15 protein-coding genes are annotated in these 14,941 nt (G+C 67.2%); 5 read left to right on the forward strand and 10 right to left on the reverse strand.

Features of this window, described 5'->3' with window-relative positions; translation table 11 throughout:
• Nucleotides 1-66: 66 nt before the first annotated feature.
• From NO978_RS06730 to NO978_RS06740, 3 genes are read right to left on the reverse strand one after another with little or no spacing between them, the layout of a single operon-like run.
• Nucleotides 67-1,698: a TrkH family potassium uptake protein gene (locus NO978_RS06730; protein WP_257298786.1), complete on the reverse strand. Its 1,632-nt coding sequence runs from the start codon at nt 1,696-1,698 to the stop codon at nt 67-69.
• Complete coding sequence (trkA, locus tag NO978_RS06735) at nt 1,695-3,032, reverse strand: Trk system potassium transporter TrkA (RefSeq protein WP_257298787.1); 1,338 nt, start codon at nt 3,030-3,032, stop codon at nt 1,695-1,697. Before trkA ends, NO978_RS06730 begins: the two co-directional genes overlap by 4 nt.
• Nucleotides 3,033-3,085: 53 nt before the next feature.
• Nucleotides 3,086-3,610, reverse strand: coding sequence for an SRPBCC family protein (locus tag NO978_RS06740; protein WP_257298788.1), 525 nt, complete (start codon nt 3,608-3,610; stop codon nt 3,086-3,088).
• Between the two features lie 110 nt (nt 3,611-3,720).
• Between NO978_RS06740 and NO978_RS06745 the strand changes: the two genes are divergently transcribed.
• From NO978_RS06745 to coaBC, 3 genes are read left to right on the forward strand one after another with little or no spacing between them, the layout of a single operon-like run.
• Entirely contained in the window at nt 3,721-4,992 is a 1,272-nt protein-coding gene (locus tag NO978_RS06745) for a DUF11 domain-containing protein (protein WP_257298789.1), read from the forward strand.
• Between the two features lie 41 nt (nt 4,993-5,033).
• Nucleotides 5,034-5,780, forward strand: a complete 747-nt coding sequence (locus NO978_RS06750) for an FAD-dependent oxidoreductase (RefSeq protein WP_257298790.1) — start codon at nt 5,034-5,036, stop codon at nt 5,778-5,780.
• 23 nt (nt 5,781-5,803) lie between these two features.
• Nucleotides 5,804-7,024, forward strand: a complete 1,221-nt coding sequence (coaBC, locus tag NO978_RS06755) for a bifunctional phosphopantothenoylcysteine decarboxylase/phosphopantothenate--cysteine ligase CoaBC (RefSeq protein ID WP_257299137.1) — start codon at nt 5,804-5,806, stop codon at nt 7,022-7,024.
• Between the two features lie 92 nt (nt 7,025-7,116).
• Here coaBC and mnhG read toward each other — a convergent pair whose 3' ends face one another.
• From mnhG to mbhE, 7 genes are read right to left on the reverse strand one after another with little or no spacing between them, the layout of a single operon-like run.
• Nucleotides 7,117-7,488 (reverse strand): monovalent cation/H(+) antiporter subunit G, encoded by a 372-nt coding sequence (mnhG, locus tag NO978_RS06760; RefSeq protein ID WP_257298791.1) that lies wholly within the window; start codon nt 7,486-7,488, stop codon nt 7,117-7,119.
• Nucleotides 7,485-7,781 (reverse strand): cation:proton antiporter, encoded by a 297-nt coding sequence (locus NO978_RS06765; protein WP_257298792.1) that lies wholly within the window; start codon nt 7,779-7,781, stop codon nt 7,485-7,487. Before NO978_RS06765 ends, mnhG begins: the two co-directional genes overlap by 4 nt.
• A complete protein-coding gene (locus NO978_RS06770) occupies nt 7,774-8,409 on the reverse strand; it encodes a Na+/H+ antiporter subunit E (RefSeq protein WP_257298793.1) in 636 nt (211 codons plus the stop codon). The genes NO978_RS06765 and NO978_RS06770 overlap by 8 nt, the downstream gene beginning before the upstream one ends.
• A complete protein-coding gene (locus NO978_RS06775) occupies nt 8,409-10,052 on the reverse strand; it encodes a complex I subunit 5 family protein (RefSeq protein ID WP_257298794.1) in 1,644 nt (547 codons plus the stop codon). Before NO978_RS06775 ends, NO978_RS06770 begins: the two co-directional genes overlap by 1 nt.
• On the reverse strand, nt 10,042-10,392 hold the full coding sequence (locus NO978_RS06780; protein WP_257298795.1) for a sodium:proton antiporter: 351 nt from the start codon (nt 10,390-10,392) through the stop codon (nt 10,042-10,044). Before NO978_RS06780 ends, NO978_RS06775 begins: the two co-directional genes overlap by 11 nt.
• The gene (locus NO978_RS06785; RefSeq protein WP_257298796.1) at nt 10,389-10,910 is read right to left on the reverse strand and encodes an MnhB domain-containing protein; all 522 of its coding nucleotides are present in this window, start codon (nt 10,908-10,910) and stop codon (nt 10,389-10,391) included. The genes NO978_RS06780 and NO978_RS06785 overlap by 4 nt, the downstream gene beginning before the upstream one ends.
• Nucleotides 10,907-13,489 (reverse strand): hydrogen gas-evolving membrane-bound hydrogenase subunit E, encoded by a 2,583-nt coding sequence (mbhE, locus tag NO978_RS06790; protein ID WP_257298797.1) that lies wholly within the window; start codon nt 13,487-13,489, stop codon nt 10,907-10,909. The genes NO978_RS06785 and mbhE overlap by 4 nt, the downstream gene beginning before the upstream one ends.
• A 275-nt stretch (nt 13,490-13,764) precedes the next feature.
• On the opposite strand from mbhE, the gene NO978_RS06795 reads away from it, so the two are divergent.
• Complete coding sequence (locus NO978_RS06795) at nt 13,765-14,352, forward strand: hypothetical protein (RefSeq protein ID WP_257298798.1); 588 nt, start codon at nt 13,765-13,767, stop codon at nt 14,350-14,352.
• 93 nt (nt 14,353-14,445) lie between these two features.
• Nucleotides 14,446-14,907 (forward strand): type IV pilin N-terminal domain-containing protein, encoded by a 462-nt coding sequence (locus NO978_RS06800; RefSeq protein ID WP_257298799.1) that lies wholly within the window; start codon nt 14,446-14,448, stop codon nt 14,905-14,907.
• The last annotated feature ends 34 nt before the right edge of the window (nt 14,908-14,941 follow it).

Below are 14,941 nucleotides of genomic sequence, written 5' to 3' on the forward strand. Positions count from 1 at the left end.
CGGTTCGTCAGAGCACGCCGCCGTTGGCCGCGCGTTGCTACTTGAACCCCGGCATGTACGTCGCGCTCAGGACTGCCAGTAGCCCCTCGTCAGCAGCACGAGGACCGGGAATATCTCGAGCCGGCCGACCCACATCAGGACGACCATGAAGAGCTTCGCCTGGGCCGTGAAGTCGATGTAGCTTCCCATCGGGCCGACATCGCCGAGTCCCGGCCCGATGTTCCCGAGCGTGGCGGCGACAGCTGTCATCGCCTCGATGACGGTGAGGCTTGTCGGACCGCTGAAGGCGGCGTCGGCGACGAGCACGACCGTCGCGACGAAGAAGATCACGATGTAGAGGAGCGTGAACGCGTAGATGCCCCGGATGGCTCGTTCGTCGAGCACGCGACCGCCGAGTCTGACCGGCTGGACCGCCTTCGGGTGGACCGTCGAGAACAGCTCGCGACGAAGCGACTTCAGGATGACCAGCCAGCGGACGATCTTGATGCCACCACCGGTCGACCCGGCGGACCCACCGACGAACATCGCGAACACGAGGACGAACTTCGCCGGCCCCTTCCAGGTGGTGAAGTCCATCGTCGCGTAGCCGGTGGTCGTCGTGATGGAGACTACCTGGAAGGTCGCGTGCCGGAGCGAGGACTCCACGTCACCCGCGATGGGGAACGTGTGGGGGAGGAGGTTCGTGTCGACGCTCTGGTAGGCCGCTTGCGTCGCCTCGGTCGTCGCATCCGCGAGGCCGACGTCGACGAAGAGGAACCCCGCGACGATGGCCGAGAGCACACCCATGATACCGACGTACGTCTTGAACTCGGAGTCCTCCCGGAACTTCTCGAACTCGCCGTTCGAGCCGTGCCAGAACAGCGGAAAGCTCGCCCCCGCGGCGACCATGAACGGGACGATGAGCCACTGGACCGCCGCGCTGAACGCCTCGATACTGCGAGCCTCCGGCGAGAACCCGCCGGTCGACATCGTCGTGAAGCCGTGAGAGATAGCGTTGTACGGGGTCATGTTCGGGGCCATCCCAGCCTCGTAGAGTCCGTACAGGAGCAGCATCTCGACGAGCGTGATGCCGGCGTAGATGACCCACAGCGCACGCGCCGTCTCCGCGATTCGCGGGGTCAGCTTCTCGATACCGGGGCCGGGGGCCTCGGCGTCCATCAGCTGTGCGCCACCGACGGACAGTTCGGGGAGGATGGCGACCGCGAGGACGACGATCCCCATGCCGCCGAGCCACTGGGTCATCTGCCGCCACAGCATCAGCCCGCGGGAGTGGTAGGTGGGGTCGATGGTCCCCATCACCGTCGCCCCGGTCGTCGTGAAACCGCTCATCGACTCGAACAGGGCGTTGTCGGGGTGGTGCAGCGTCGAATCGATGAGGTAGACGAGCTGCCCGTTCTGGTAGGTGAGCCCCTCCAGTACGTACGGGACGACACCGACGATGGAGACGGCCATCCAGGTGAGCGAGACCATCAGAAGACCCTCTCGCGCGCCGATATCCGGGTCGGGGTCGAGGTGCTCCATCACGGTGCCGAGGCCGACAGCGAGCCCGGCCGTCACGAAGAACGGGAGGATGTACGGGACGAACGCGTCGCCGTAGACCAGTCCCGTGGCGATGGGAACGACCATCGTGACGGCGAGGTACTTGAGTACGGTGCCGACGAGGCTCACGCTCGCCCGCCAGTCCACCCGCAGCTTCATAGTCTACTCACGACGTCGTCCAGCACTTTCGTGTCCACGAACACGACGGCGTGATCGCCGACCTCGACGACCGTGTTCCCGCGCGGCGTGATGAACTGCTCGTCACGAGTTACTGCGCCGATGACGACGCCCTCGGGGAGGTCCCCGGCCGCGTCGGCGATGGTCCGGTTCGCGAGGATGCTCTCGGCGTCGATCTCGATCTCCAGTACCTCCGCGCGGTCGGACTCGATGATGGCGATGTTCTCCGTGTGCTCCTCGCGGGTGAACCGCGTGATCTCCTCGGCAGTCACCTCGCGTGGGTTGACGGCCACGTCGACGCCGACCGTCTCGAACAGGTCGACGTAGCGGCCGTTCTCGACGACGGTAACCGTGCGCGCCGCCCCGATGCGCTTGGCCAGCAGCGAGACGAGGAGGTTCTTCTCGTCGGACTCGAGCGTGGTGACGACGAGGTCGGCCTCGTCGACGTGCTCCTGGTAGAGGAACTCGACGTCGGTCGCGTCGTTCTCGAAGACGATGCTTCCGGGGAGCTGTTCGGCGAGGTCGCGGGCGCGCTCTGGGTCGGCCTCGACGATGTGCGGTTTGATGTCCCGCTGCTCGAACAGCCAAGCGGTCTGAAAGCCGATCTCGCTGCCGCCGATGATGTAGACGTCGTCGATCTCGTCGAGGTCGGGGCTCGGGGTGAGCGACCGGGCGAACTGCCGGACGCTCTCGGGACTCCCGATGACGATGACCTGATCACCGACCTCGATGACGGTCTCGCCGCGCGGGATTGTCACGTCGCCGTCGCGGAGGATGGCCGCGAACGTGAGCGACTCGAAGCGGTCGGCGTCGGCGACCGTCTCGTTCGCGATGGGCGAGCTCTCGGTCACCTCGAACTCCGCCATGCGGACGCAGCCGTTGGCGAAGGAGTCCACGTCTCGCGCGCCAGGCAAGCCGGCGATGCGGACGATGCTCTGGGCGGTCAGCAGGTCCGTACAGACCATAAAATCGACGCCGAAGGCGCCCTCGACCCCGCTCCAGGTGTCGAGGAACTCCGTGCGCTTCACGCGGGCGATGGTGAACGCGTCGCTGACTGTCCTGGCCGTCGCACACGCCACGATGTTCGTCTCGTCGCCATCCGTACAGGCGATGACCATGTCGGCCTGAGCGATACCCGCCTCCTCCAGCGTGTCCAGGGAGGTGCCGTCTCCCTCCAACGGGAGCACGTCGAGTTCGTACGTGAGGGAATCGACCACGTCCCCGTCTCGGTCGACGAGGACCACCTCGTGTGAGTCAGCCAGGCTCGCCGCGATGTTACTTCCGACCTCGCCGGCTCCGATTACGATAACGTACATCCCTGGTCCAGTTGCCCGCGTCTACCGCTGGGGGTGACAAGAGGGTTCGGGTTTCAGTCTGCGCTGGTGTCGATGGTCACCTCGACATCGCGGTGGCGTCCCTCGACGTCCCGGACGACGCGTTCGACGATGCGTTTCGCCTCGCTGCGGATCTTCGGCTTGACCTTGTCGATGACCCAGGAGATGGAGACGAATCGCGGTATCTTGATATCGCCGGCACGCGCCGAATCCGGGTCGTACTTGACCAGGAATCGAACCCTGCAGGCGTGGTCCTCGCCCTCGGGTGCGGATTCGGGCTCTGGCTCGACGCGCCACTGTCCGACGGCGTCGATGTCCTTGAGGATGCGCCAGTCGATGCTCTCTGCGCGGTCGATGGCCGTGACCTCGGAGTGTGCGGTGTAGGTCAGATTCCACCAGGCGAACTCGAGCTGATACCGGGTCCCGGCACCGCCGTCGCCGTTCTGCCGTACGTCCTTCAGGTACTCGGAGTAGCGCGCGTACCCCGGGAAGTCCACGAGGAACTCGAAGACACGTTCTGGCGGGGCGTAGATGACCGTCGTGACCTCGACGCGTTCCACATCAGTTCTACCGACAGTTCCACCGTAAGCCTTTCCGTCAGAAGTCGGCGATGACGCCCCCGCGACAAAAAGATATAAACACAACTACGACTTAAAATTGCCATTAATTGATGTTGAAGAAACACCAAGTGGCGGCGCTTCTGCTGGTCGTCGTCGCGTGCACGCTCCCCTTCGCACCGCTGGCGACCGCAAGCGAATCCGGCGAACGGAGCGTGCACGCGACCGTCACCTTCGACATCACCGTCGACGGTGGGTCCGTGGAGCCCGGGGGGACGGTCACGGTCTCGTTCACCGCGACGAACGATGGCGACGAAGCTGCGAGCAACGCACAGGTGGAGGCGCAGGTCCCCCGGAACTGGTCTATCGCGGGACACAGCGACGACGGCGGGCAGTTCGCCGGCCGCGGCGTCGGCTGGGCGTGGGAGTCGCTCGAGGCTGGACAGTCGGTATCGCCGACAGTCACCCTGTCAGTCCCCGAGGACACGTCGGCAGGCGAGGTGACGGTCCAGGCGTTCGTTGGTGACGCCGACCGGAACACCGCGACGAACGAGACAACCCTCACGGTCGAAAGTGGCGACGGTGGTAGCGGTGGCGATGACGGCGGCGATGGCGGTGACGGCGGTGACGACGGGAGCAGTGGTGACGATGGCGGTGACGGCAGTGATGGCAATGACGGTGGCGACGGAGGCGATGACGGCAGTGACGGCGATGACAGTGGCGAGGACGGCGGTAAGATAGGAGGTGGCGACGATGGGAGTTCTGCCAGTGATGAGAGCAGTGACGATGGAAGTTCCGGCGGTGACGATGGAAGTTCCGGCGGTGACGATGGAAGTTCTGGCAGTGACAGCGGGAGCGATGGCGAGAGTAGCGGCGAGGACAGCGACGGCGGGGGTGCCGACGACACCAACGACGAGAACGGCGACGACGCACCGGGCGACGGCTCGGATGAGAGCCTCTCCGGGAACGAGAGCGACAGCGGCGGGGACGACAACGCAACCGGCAACGAGTCGAGCGACGACGCAACCGGCAACGAGTCGGGTGGGACTGACTCGGTCGGCGCAGGGAGCGACGACGGCGGGGAGTCTGCCGACGGGAGCCAGCAGTCCGACGACCAACAACAGGCCAGCGACGCACCTGCCGGCGACCCCGCTTCGGGCGCGAACGAGGGTGGGAGTGGGTCCAGCGACGCCGCGGGCAGCGACACCGGCAACCCGCTTCTGGACGAGTCAAGCGGCGGCGATGGCGGTGGCGGTGGTATCATCGGCGCAGTCGGGGCGATGAGCACCCCGGTCGATGACCCGACGATGCGCACGGCGAACCCCGCGTTCTGGGTGGTCGCCGGTTTCGCGGTCGTCTCGCTCCTGCGCCGATGGGCCCGATAGCTCTCGACCGCTTTATCTTTCCTCGAACCCGACCCGCACGTATGGACGCAGACGTCTGCATCGTCGGCGGCGGCGTCGCTGGACTGGCCGCGGGCATCTTCACCGGTCGTGCGGACCTGGAGACCGTCGTCGTCGACGACGAGGAGTCGATACTGCGACGGAACGCGCATCTGGAGAACTACCCGGGGTTCCCGTTCGGGGTCGACGCGCGCCGCCTGCTGGAGCGGACACGCGAGCAGGCTCGCATCGGGGGCTGTTCGTTCCGCGACGGGCTAGTCACCGACGTCGAAGACAGGTCGGGCAGCAGTTTCACCGTCACCGTCGACGAAGGAACGTCGTTTTCGACCGGGCGGGTCGTCGCCGCATCGTGGTCGGACGCGTCGTACCTCGACGGACTCGGCGTGGAGACGGAGACACGCGGGAGCAAGACGTTCGTGCAGGTCGACCGTGAGGGGCGGACGAACGTCGACGGCATCTACGCCGCGGGCCGCCTCGCCGACCAGTACCACCAAGCCATCGTCTGTGCGGGCCACGGGGCGACGGTCGGACGGACGGTCGTCCACGACTCCGACGCGAACTTCTACCACGACTGGGTGACTCCGGAGGGGTACTTCACCGAGCGGGGGCGGGAGGTGCCCCCGGGCTGTGAGGAGATCGACGATGCACAGCGACTGGAGCGCGACGAGCGCGCCCGCGACGCGCTCCGGGCGTACACGGAGCCGCTCGACGACGAGCCGACGATGCATCCGAGCGTCGTGGCCGACCGGGAGGGCACCGAACACACATGAGCCAGGGCAACGAAGCCGGTGCTATGCTCGACGGAGTGAACGTCGCCCTGGGAGTCACCGGGTCGATAGCCGCCGTCAAGACGGTCGAGTTGGCCCACGAGCTGCGCCGCCGCGGGGCGTCCGTCCGTGCCGTGATGACGGACAGTGCGACTGGCATCATCCACCCGTGGGCGGTCGAGTTCGCCACCGAGAACGACGTGGTCAGCGAGATCACCGGAAGCGTCGAGCACGTCGAACTCTGCGGCCGCGAGGGCTGGGCGGACGTGCTCCTGATCGCGCCGGCGACGGCGAACACGGTCGGGAAGATAGCGTCGGCGGTCGACGACACGCCGGTCACGACCTGTGCGACGACCGCGATCGGCGCTGACGTGCCCGTCGTCGTCGCGCCGGCGATGCACGAGCCGATGTACGACCACCCCGGCGTGCTGGCGGCGATGGACACGCTGGAATCGTGGGGCGTGGCGTTCGTCGACCCGCGCGTCGAGGAGGGCAAGGCGAAGATAGCGACGGAGGACGCCGTCGCGCTCGAGGTCGCCAGAGCTGCCGGCGAGGCACCCCTGGCCGACCGGCACGTCGTCGTCACGAGCGGCGCGACGGTGGCGGCAGTCGATCCGGTGCGCGTGCTGACGAACCGTTCCTCGGGGCGGACTGGCCGTGCAGTCGCCCGGGCCTGCTACGTCCTCGGCGCGGATGTGACGCTGATACACGGCGCGGTCGGCCCGCACGCGTTGACCACCGGCGAGGCCGTCGAGACAGTCCCCTTCGCCGAACTCGTGTCGGTCGAGAGCGTCGCGGAGATGACGGCAGCCGCGCTCGCTGCAGTCGAGGGCGACGGTGAGGGCGGCGACGGCGAGACCGCGGCCGACGCACTCGTCTCCGTCGCGGCCATCGGCGACTACACCGTCGATACTGCGGACGAGAAGATCCGCTCCGGGCAGGACGAGCTGTCGCTGTCGCTGTCGCCGACGCCGAAGCTGCTCGACAGCGTTCGGGCGGAGCACCCCGACCTGCGGATGGTCGGCTTCAAGACGGAGACGAGCGGCGACGACGACGCGATGGTCGCGGCGGCGAGGGAGACGGCCTCGCGTGCCGGGCTGGCGTTCGTCGTCGCCAACGACGCGAGCGTCATGGGCAGCGAATCGAGCCGCGCGCTGCTCGTCCACGAAGAGGGGTACTCCGAGTTCAGCGGCGAGAAGTCCGCGCTCGGGCTGGCGGTCGCGCGGGCGCTCGCAGCGACGTTCTAACGACCGACGTTCACGATAACTGTGAACTTTCGAGGGAGATTCGAACGACAGCCGGTGGTTCGAGAGGCGCAGCCGTGCCGGTTACGGTCCCCTCAGTCCTCGGTCTCCTCGGGTTCGCCGCGCTCGATGCCCGCACCGCCGACCGGCCACTCGACGTCGTCGGTGAAGTCGACGCCCATCTTCCGCGCGGACCGCGAGATGAGGTGGCCGCCGGTCGGCGCGGTGAGGAACAGGAAGACGATGGCGACGAGCGTCTCCAGAGCGACGCCCTGCCCGCCGAAGTAGACGAAGCCGGCGACGAACATCGACGCCGCGCCCAGCGTCGCTGCTTTGCTGGTCGCGTGCAGCCGGTTGTAGACGTTCGGGAAGCGGATGAGCCCGATGGTCCCGACGAGCAGGAAGAAACTGCCCACGAGCACGAACCCGGCGACTGCGGCGTATTGGATGGTCTCGAGTAGCGTCATTCGATGATGTCACCTTCCGTGACGTAGCGTGCGACGGCGATGGTGCTGACGAAGCCGATGATGGCGAGCACGAGGCTCACGTCGACGAACAGGCCTCGGCCCTGGATCATCGCCCAGAGCATGGCGATGGCGACGACGTTGGTCCCGATGGTGTCGAGCGCGACGACACGGTCGGGGGTCGTCGGCCCCCGGATGACCCGGTAGGCACACAGTAGCGTGACGGCGCTGGCGATGAACAGCCCGAGGTTCAGGCTCACGATGAACCAGTCGGGGGCGTTCCCGATATCAAGCATCGTCCTCACCCCCGTCGGGCTCCGGCACCGGCGAGCCGGGGGAGAGGCGTTCGTCGAAGATGACGAGCGCGTAGTCCTCCCAGCGCCGGATCGGTTCGACGACCGACTCCTCGTCGGTCGCGGCGAGCGTGTGGACGAACAGCGAGTTTCGTTCTTCGTCGTAGTCCATGGTGAGTGTGCCCGGTGTGAGCGTGATGGAGTTCGCGATGGTCGTGATTGCGACCGCCGACTCCACGCGGAGCGGCACCTCGACGACGCTCGGGTCGATGGGCATCGACGGCGAGAGCACCCGACGTGCCACGTCGATGTTCGCCGTCACCAGCTCCCAGAGGAACAGGCCGAGGTAGATGCCGGCCGCCGGGAGCACCGACAGCGAGCGCCGCAGCCCGTACGTCGGCGCGTAGACGCCGCGGATGGCGTAGGCGATGGGGAGCCCCACCGCGAGCCCGATGATGAACTCCCCGGCGGCGAGCCCCGGTTCGTCGATGAAGTGAACGCCACGGACGAACAGCCAGAGGACCGCCAGTGCGACGCCGATGGCGGGCCACTTCGACGCGCGCTCGTCCTGATTCTCTTCGATGTCGTACGTCTCCGGCTCCTCGACGCTCGTCGTCTGGTCTTGAGACATCAGTGACCACCTCCACCGCTGGTGAGGCTCTCTTCGAGCCCGACCGCCTCGATGTAGTCGCCGGTCCCGAGCGCGGCGTTCGCTGCGTCGATGGCCGCGTCGACGACCGGGTCGAACGCGACGCCGACCCCGAGGGCGACCACCGCGAGCACGAGCACCGTCGCGAACAGGCCGTACTGCGGCGTCGCTTGCTCGACGGCCTCGCTACGCTCGCCCCAGAAGCCGCGGTTCCAGGCACGGGTGACGTAGGCGATAGTGAGGATCGCCCCCAGCAGCGCCAGCCCGATGCCGAGGTTCGAGCCGGCGTTGACCGCCGCGTCGAAGACGAGGAACTTCCCGAAGAACCCCAGCAGCGGCGGGATGCCGACGAGGCTGAGCGCGGCGACGAAGAAGCCAGTCGAGAGCAGCGGCATTCGGCCGGCGATGCCGCCGAGGTCGTCGAACTCGATGGAGCCGACGGACTCGTACACCGCGCCGCTGGCGAGGAACAGCGCGGCCTTGGCCAGCGCGTGGTTCAGCGAGTAGACCAGCGCGGCCGCCAGCCCGAGCACCGCGACGCTCCCGTACGGGTCGGGTGCCTCCCAGCCGGCGACGACGCCGCCGGCGGCGAACGCCAGCGCGATGACGATGAAGCCGACCTGGCCGATGCTGGAGTACGCGAGCAGGTCGTCGACGTTGTCGCGGTTCACCGCGGCGACCCCACCGAGGATGATGCTCGCCGCACCCATGATGAACAGCACTGGCCCGAAGAAGGCGAGCGTGGACTCGCCGACGACACCGGGCAGTGAGAGGTCCATCGGTGCGGCGTTGGCGAACACGGTGAAGTAGAGCCGGATGATGGCGTAGATGCCGACCTTCTTGACGACGCCGGCGAGCATCGCCGAGACGGGGGCGGGTGCAGCACGGTACGCCGCGGGCACCCACCACTGGAACGGGACGATACCGGCCTTGAGTGCGAACACGACGAACAGCACCGCTGAGAGGCCGAGCACGGGTACGAGGCTGATGCCGAAGCTCGCCGGGTCGGCCAGCCGGCGGGCCAGGTCGGCCATGTTCAGCGTGCCGGTCGTCGAGTAGAGGCCGCCGATGGCGAGCAGCATGAACGCGCTCCCGACGAGGTTGAGCACGACGTACTGGAGCGCCGCCTTCGTGTGTTGCGGTCCGGAGTAGAAGACGACGAGGACGTAGCTCGACATCAACATCACCTCGAACCAGACGAACAGGTTGAAGATGTCGGCTGTGAGGAACGACCCCGTCACCCCGACCAGCATGAAGTGGTAGAGCGGGTGGTACGAGACCCGCTGGCCCGCCTCGTCCACGTACTGGATGGAGAACGCGAGCGCGAGCAGGCTCACGACGGCCGTCAGCCCGAGCATGAACGCCGAGAGGTCGTCGGCGACGAGCGTGATGCCGAATGGTGCGCCCCACTCGGAGAGCTGGTAGGTGAGGACGCCCTCGACGCCGTGTGAGCCGGCACCGGAGCGCACTCGCTGGATCAGCATCGCGACCGCACCGACGTACGCGAGGCCGCCGAGTGCACTGACGACCTTCTGGACGCGGACGTACCGGTGGACGACGAGTGTCAGGATGGCCGTCACGAGCGCGACGAGCAACGGCGCGACGACGACCTGTTCAGTTGCCATCGGTCTCACCTCCGAGTTCGAGCAGGTCGATGGTGCCGTGCTCCTCGTACACCCGGTAGGTGAGCACGAGGGCGAACGCGGTCGTCCCGAAGCCGATGACGATGGCGGTCAGGACGAGCGCCTGCACGAGGGGGTCCGTCACGGCCCCTGCGCCCTCACCGTGGCCCTCGAGCACGGGAACTGTCCCGTCGAGCAGCCCCATCGTCACGAGGTAGACGTTCGCGGCCTGCGAGATGATGGAGACCCCCCAGACGACTCGGACCACGTCGCGTCGCAGGACGAGGAACGTCCCGAGCGCGAACAGCAGGCCGAGCACGAGGGCGAGGACGAACTCCGTCATTCGCCACCCACCACCGCGAGAATCGCGAGAAGTCCACCCACGACGACGAAGTAGACGCCGATGTCGAACACGAACGCCGTCGCCCAGTGGAACTCGAACAGCGTCCCGAAGATGAAGTCAGCGCCCGGGATCCACGCGACGTACTCGGTGGACGGCTTCACCACCTCGTCCGTGTGGGTCAGGAACGGCTTCCCGAACGCCATCGCGCCGAGGCCGGTGCCGGCAGCGATCGCGAGCCCGACACCGAACAGCGTCCGATAGCGGTCGACGACCAGCGGGCCGGCGACGCTACCGGCGGGCTCGTACTCGTCGCCGAAGATGGTCTCCTGAACGTACTCCATCCCGAACACGATGTACACCAGCGCGAACGCGGCCGTCGTGAGGACGCCCGCGATGAACCCGCCTCCCGGCAGGTTGTGGCCCTGGAACAGCAGCGCGATGGCGACCACGAGCACGAGCGGTAGCGTGATGCGGGCAACGGTTCGTGCGATGACCGTCGTGTCGTCGCCGTAGCTCATCTCGTCTCACCTCGTTCCCGGAGGGCGATGAGCGTGACGATAGAGAGCGCGGCCATCGAGACGACCGCGATCTCGCCCATCGTGTCGAACGCCCTGAAGTCGACGAGGATGACGTTCACGATGTTGTTCCCGCCAGCTTCGGGGTACGAGGCTTCGGCGAGGCCGCGTGCGATGACCGACTCCTCGTTCGGACTGGCCGCAGTCGTGACGAGCACGGTCGTCGTGACGACCGCGCCGACAGCGAGCGAGAGCACGCCGTCTCTGGCCATCCGCCCGCGGTTCCAGCCGCCGTAGAACGCGGGGAGTTTGTCGAGCACGAGCAGGAATATCACGAGCACGAGCGTCTCGACGACCAGCTGGGTCAGCGCGAGGTCGGGAGCGTCCCGCAGGATGTAGAAGATGGCGACCATGAACCCGAGGATGGAGAGCGTGAGCACACCGGCGATATGTGACGGCGCACGCGAGACGGCGATACCTGCGACGGCCGCCAGCGCGAGCACGAACACGACGGGTGGCTGGGTCGCCAGCTCGCCCGGGGCGAGCCCGAACCCGAAGATGGCCCAGACGAAGATTCCCACCGCGAGGAGGGAGAGAACGCTGGCCACCGCGGTCGCGGTGCGCAGTGAGACGTCGCCGAACACCGAGACTGCGGCGACGAGCACGACGCCCGTCAGGGCGAGCGGCAGATAGGTCGCGGGCTCCGTCGGGAGCGGGACGCCCACGTTCGTCGCGAGGTACCCCGAGAACGTGAGCACGACGAACGCCGCCGAAACCCACGTCGCGTACGTCCGCAGCAGGCCGTTCTGCACCCGGTCACGAACAGCCGTACTCGTCGGGTTCAGCTCCTCCGTGGCGGTGTCGTACCACCAGTTCGCGCGCACCGGACCACGGAGCAGCGACCGGATACCGTCGTGGAGCCGACCGTACTGCGGGTACAGCGCCGCGCCGGCCACGATGGTGACCCCGCTCATGATTGCCCAGGGCGTCACCGTGGTCGGCAGGTAGTAGTGGAACGCGGTCTCCTCCGCGCCCGCGGGTTCGACCGCGTGTATGACGTTCCCGACGAACTCCTCGAGCGGGCCGAGCGGGACGTCGAACGTTCCCGTGATACCGCCGATGCCGACGACGGCCGCGAGCGTCGCCAGGAGCGCCGGCGGTGCCAGCATCGACACCGGCGGCGAGTGGACGTGCCCGAGTTCGTCGGGCTTCTCGCCGAAGAACAGCATCAAAAACCGGATGGAGTAGAGGAAGGTGAACACGCTCCCGAAGACGGCAACGACCGGAATCAGGTAGTAGAGCCCGCCCGATGCCGCGCCCGTCTCCCACGCCGCGTGGAAGAGGAACTCCTTGGAGTAGAAGCCGTTGAACGGTGGGACGCCGGCCATCCCGAGCGACGCGATGGCCGCGATACCCGCCGTGATTGGCAGGTCCTCGCGCAGCCCCCCCAGCTCCGATATCTTCCGTGTCCCGGCCTCGTGGGCGATGATGCCGGCGACGAGGAACAGCGTGGCCTTGAACAGTGCGTGGTTCAGGATGTGGAACGCGCCGGTCTCCGCGCCGAGGTGGCCGGCGAAGCCGAAGCCGGCGATGATCAGGCCCAGGTGGGAGGCCGTGGAGTACGCGAGCAGCTCCTTGATGTCGGTCGCGGCGACCGCGAGGATGGCCGTCACCGTCATCGTCAGCAGCCCGAGCGCCGCGAACCCGAGCGTCCAGAGTTCGAGGCTGCCGGGATGTGCGTCCGCCGGGAGGAACAGCGGTCGGAACCGGCCGACGAGGTAGACCCCGGCCTTGACCATCGTCGCGGAGTGCAGGAACGCCGAGACCGGCGTCGGGGCCTCCATCGCGTTCGGCAGCCAGATGTGTAGCGGGACCTGTGCGGACTTCGCGGCCGCACCGATACCGAGCAACGCGAGAGCGACGACGAGCAGGCCCTCGGACTCGAGCGCCGCCCGCATCGCCCCGGCGTTCTCCAGCATCGAGCCCTCGCCCGCGAGCGCCCAGGTGGACGTGCCGAGCGCGTCCGCGCTCACCGCGTGCAGGAGGACGAAGCCGACGAGCATGAACAGTCCCCCGGCGACCGTGATGAGCATCGACTTCCGGGCGGCGTACTGCGACGACGACTCCGTGGTGTAGTGGCCGATGAGCAGGAACGAAGTGAGGCTGGTCAGCTCCCAGAACAGGAACAGGGTGATGAGGTCGGCCGCCAGCGCGACGCCGAGCATCGACCCCATGAACGCGAGCAGCGTCGCGTAGTACTTCGGCTGGCCCGGCTCGCCGTGCATGTACCCCCCGGAGTAGGTGAGGATACAGACGCCGACGCCGCTGGCCAGCGTGGCGATGAGCAACGCGAGTCCGTCGACGTAGAAGCGTAGTTCGATGCCGAGCGCCGGTATCCAGTCGATCGACTGTGCCCCCTCGGTGCCGTACAGCAGCCCGACGAGGCCCAGACATGCGAGTGCGACCAGTGCCGCGAAGTACGCCGTGCGCTCCCCGAGAACGCGATAGACGAGGGGCACCGCCGCGGCCCCGAGGAACGGCAGTCCCACGAGGGCGAGGAGGACCCAGAGGTCCGGTGTCATTGCTAGTCAAGTAGAACGAAATGCGGACCTTAAGAGTTCTCAAATGGGTTAGATAGGGCGGTAATGGCGTCACCACAACCCGTCTTTCGCACGTCTGCGAAGCCACGAGCACGCGGGACTCCCTGGCAAAAACCAGCCCCCGCATCGACTTCGATGCGTCGGTCGGACTGCAGTACGAAACGTTATGTACACTCCGGGTGCACCGTAGGGTAGAATGTACGGCGGAGGCAACGACGTACGACCGCTCCAACCCCCGACACGAGACTCCCCCAACAATGCCCGAGGATTCCGCCGACGCTGATACCTCCACAGCGCTGTCGGACGCCGGCCTGTCGAAGGGCGAGATATTCGACGTCCTCCGGAACCAGCGACGTCGGTTCGTCCTCCAGTACCTCAAGCGCAAGGGCGAGCCCGTCGAACTCGGCGACCTCGCCACACAGGTGGCGTCCTGGGAGTACCGGACCCCCTGCGAGGAGGTGAGCTCCGAGCAGCGAAAGCGGGTGTACACGACGCTCCAGCAGACGCACCTCCCGAGGATGTCGGAGGCACAGATCATCGACTACGACTCGGATACGGGGCTCGTCGAGCCGACCGCACGGACGCAGGACCTCTCCATCTACCTCGAAATCGTCCCCGGCAGCGAACTCCCGTGGCGCGAGTACTATCTCTCGCTCGGCGCGGTCAGCACGGCCCTCTGTGCGGCTATCTGGGGCGGCGTCTACCCCTTCACGCTCCTCCCGGACGTCGCCTGGGCGACGCTCATCGCGCTGACGCTGACGGTCTCAGCCTCGGTCCACATCTACTACGAGCGCAACATGCGCCTCGGCGACCTGGAGGTCCCGCCGGAGCTGGACTTCGAGTGACGCCCCGTCGCTGACGACCACTGCCGCGAGTGGCCACGACCGCACGACAGTTGGCCGCTTTGTTTATCATGCATCATCGACAACTCCGGACCGATGAGCTTCAGGGGGATGCTGGCGGACGAGGACGCGCTGTCGCCTGTCATCGGCGTCGTCCTCATGGTCGCACTGACCGTCGTGCTGTCCGCGTCGGTCGGCGTGTTCGTGCTGGATATCGGGTCGCAGGTGACCCAGCAGACGCCCAACGCGGTCGTCGACTACGATTTCGAGGTCGACGGAAACGGGACCGAGACCGTGACGCTGACACAGGCGGGTGGAAACCCGATCCAGGCGCAGCACGTCACCGTCTACGTCGACGGTGAGGTCGCCTGGGACGCTGGAAGCAACAGTTCGGACTTCAACATCGTCGGCACCGACGAGTGGGCAGACGGGCTCGAGGGCGGCGACGGCCTCACCATCGAGACGGACGCGAGCAACGTCGCCGTCGGTGACACCATCCGTATCGTCTGGCAGAAGGGCGAGCAGTCCGCCATCCTCGCCGAACAGCAGGTGGGCTGAAGACGCCACTGCGGCAGCCGACGCTCGCAATCGC

The organism is Haloarchaeobius sp. FL176 (assembly GCF_024609245.1).
Classification (GTDB): domain Archaea; phylum Halobacteriota; class Halobacteria; order Halobacteriales; family Natrialbaceae; genus Haloarchaeobius.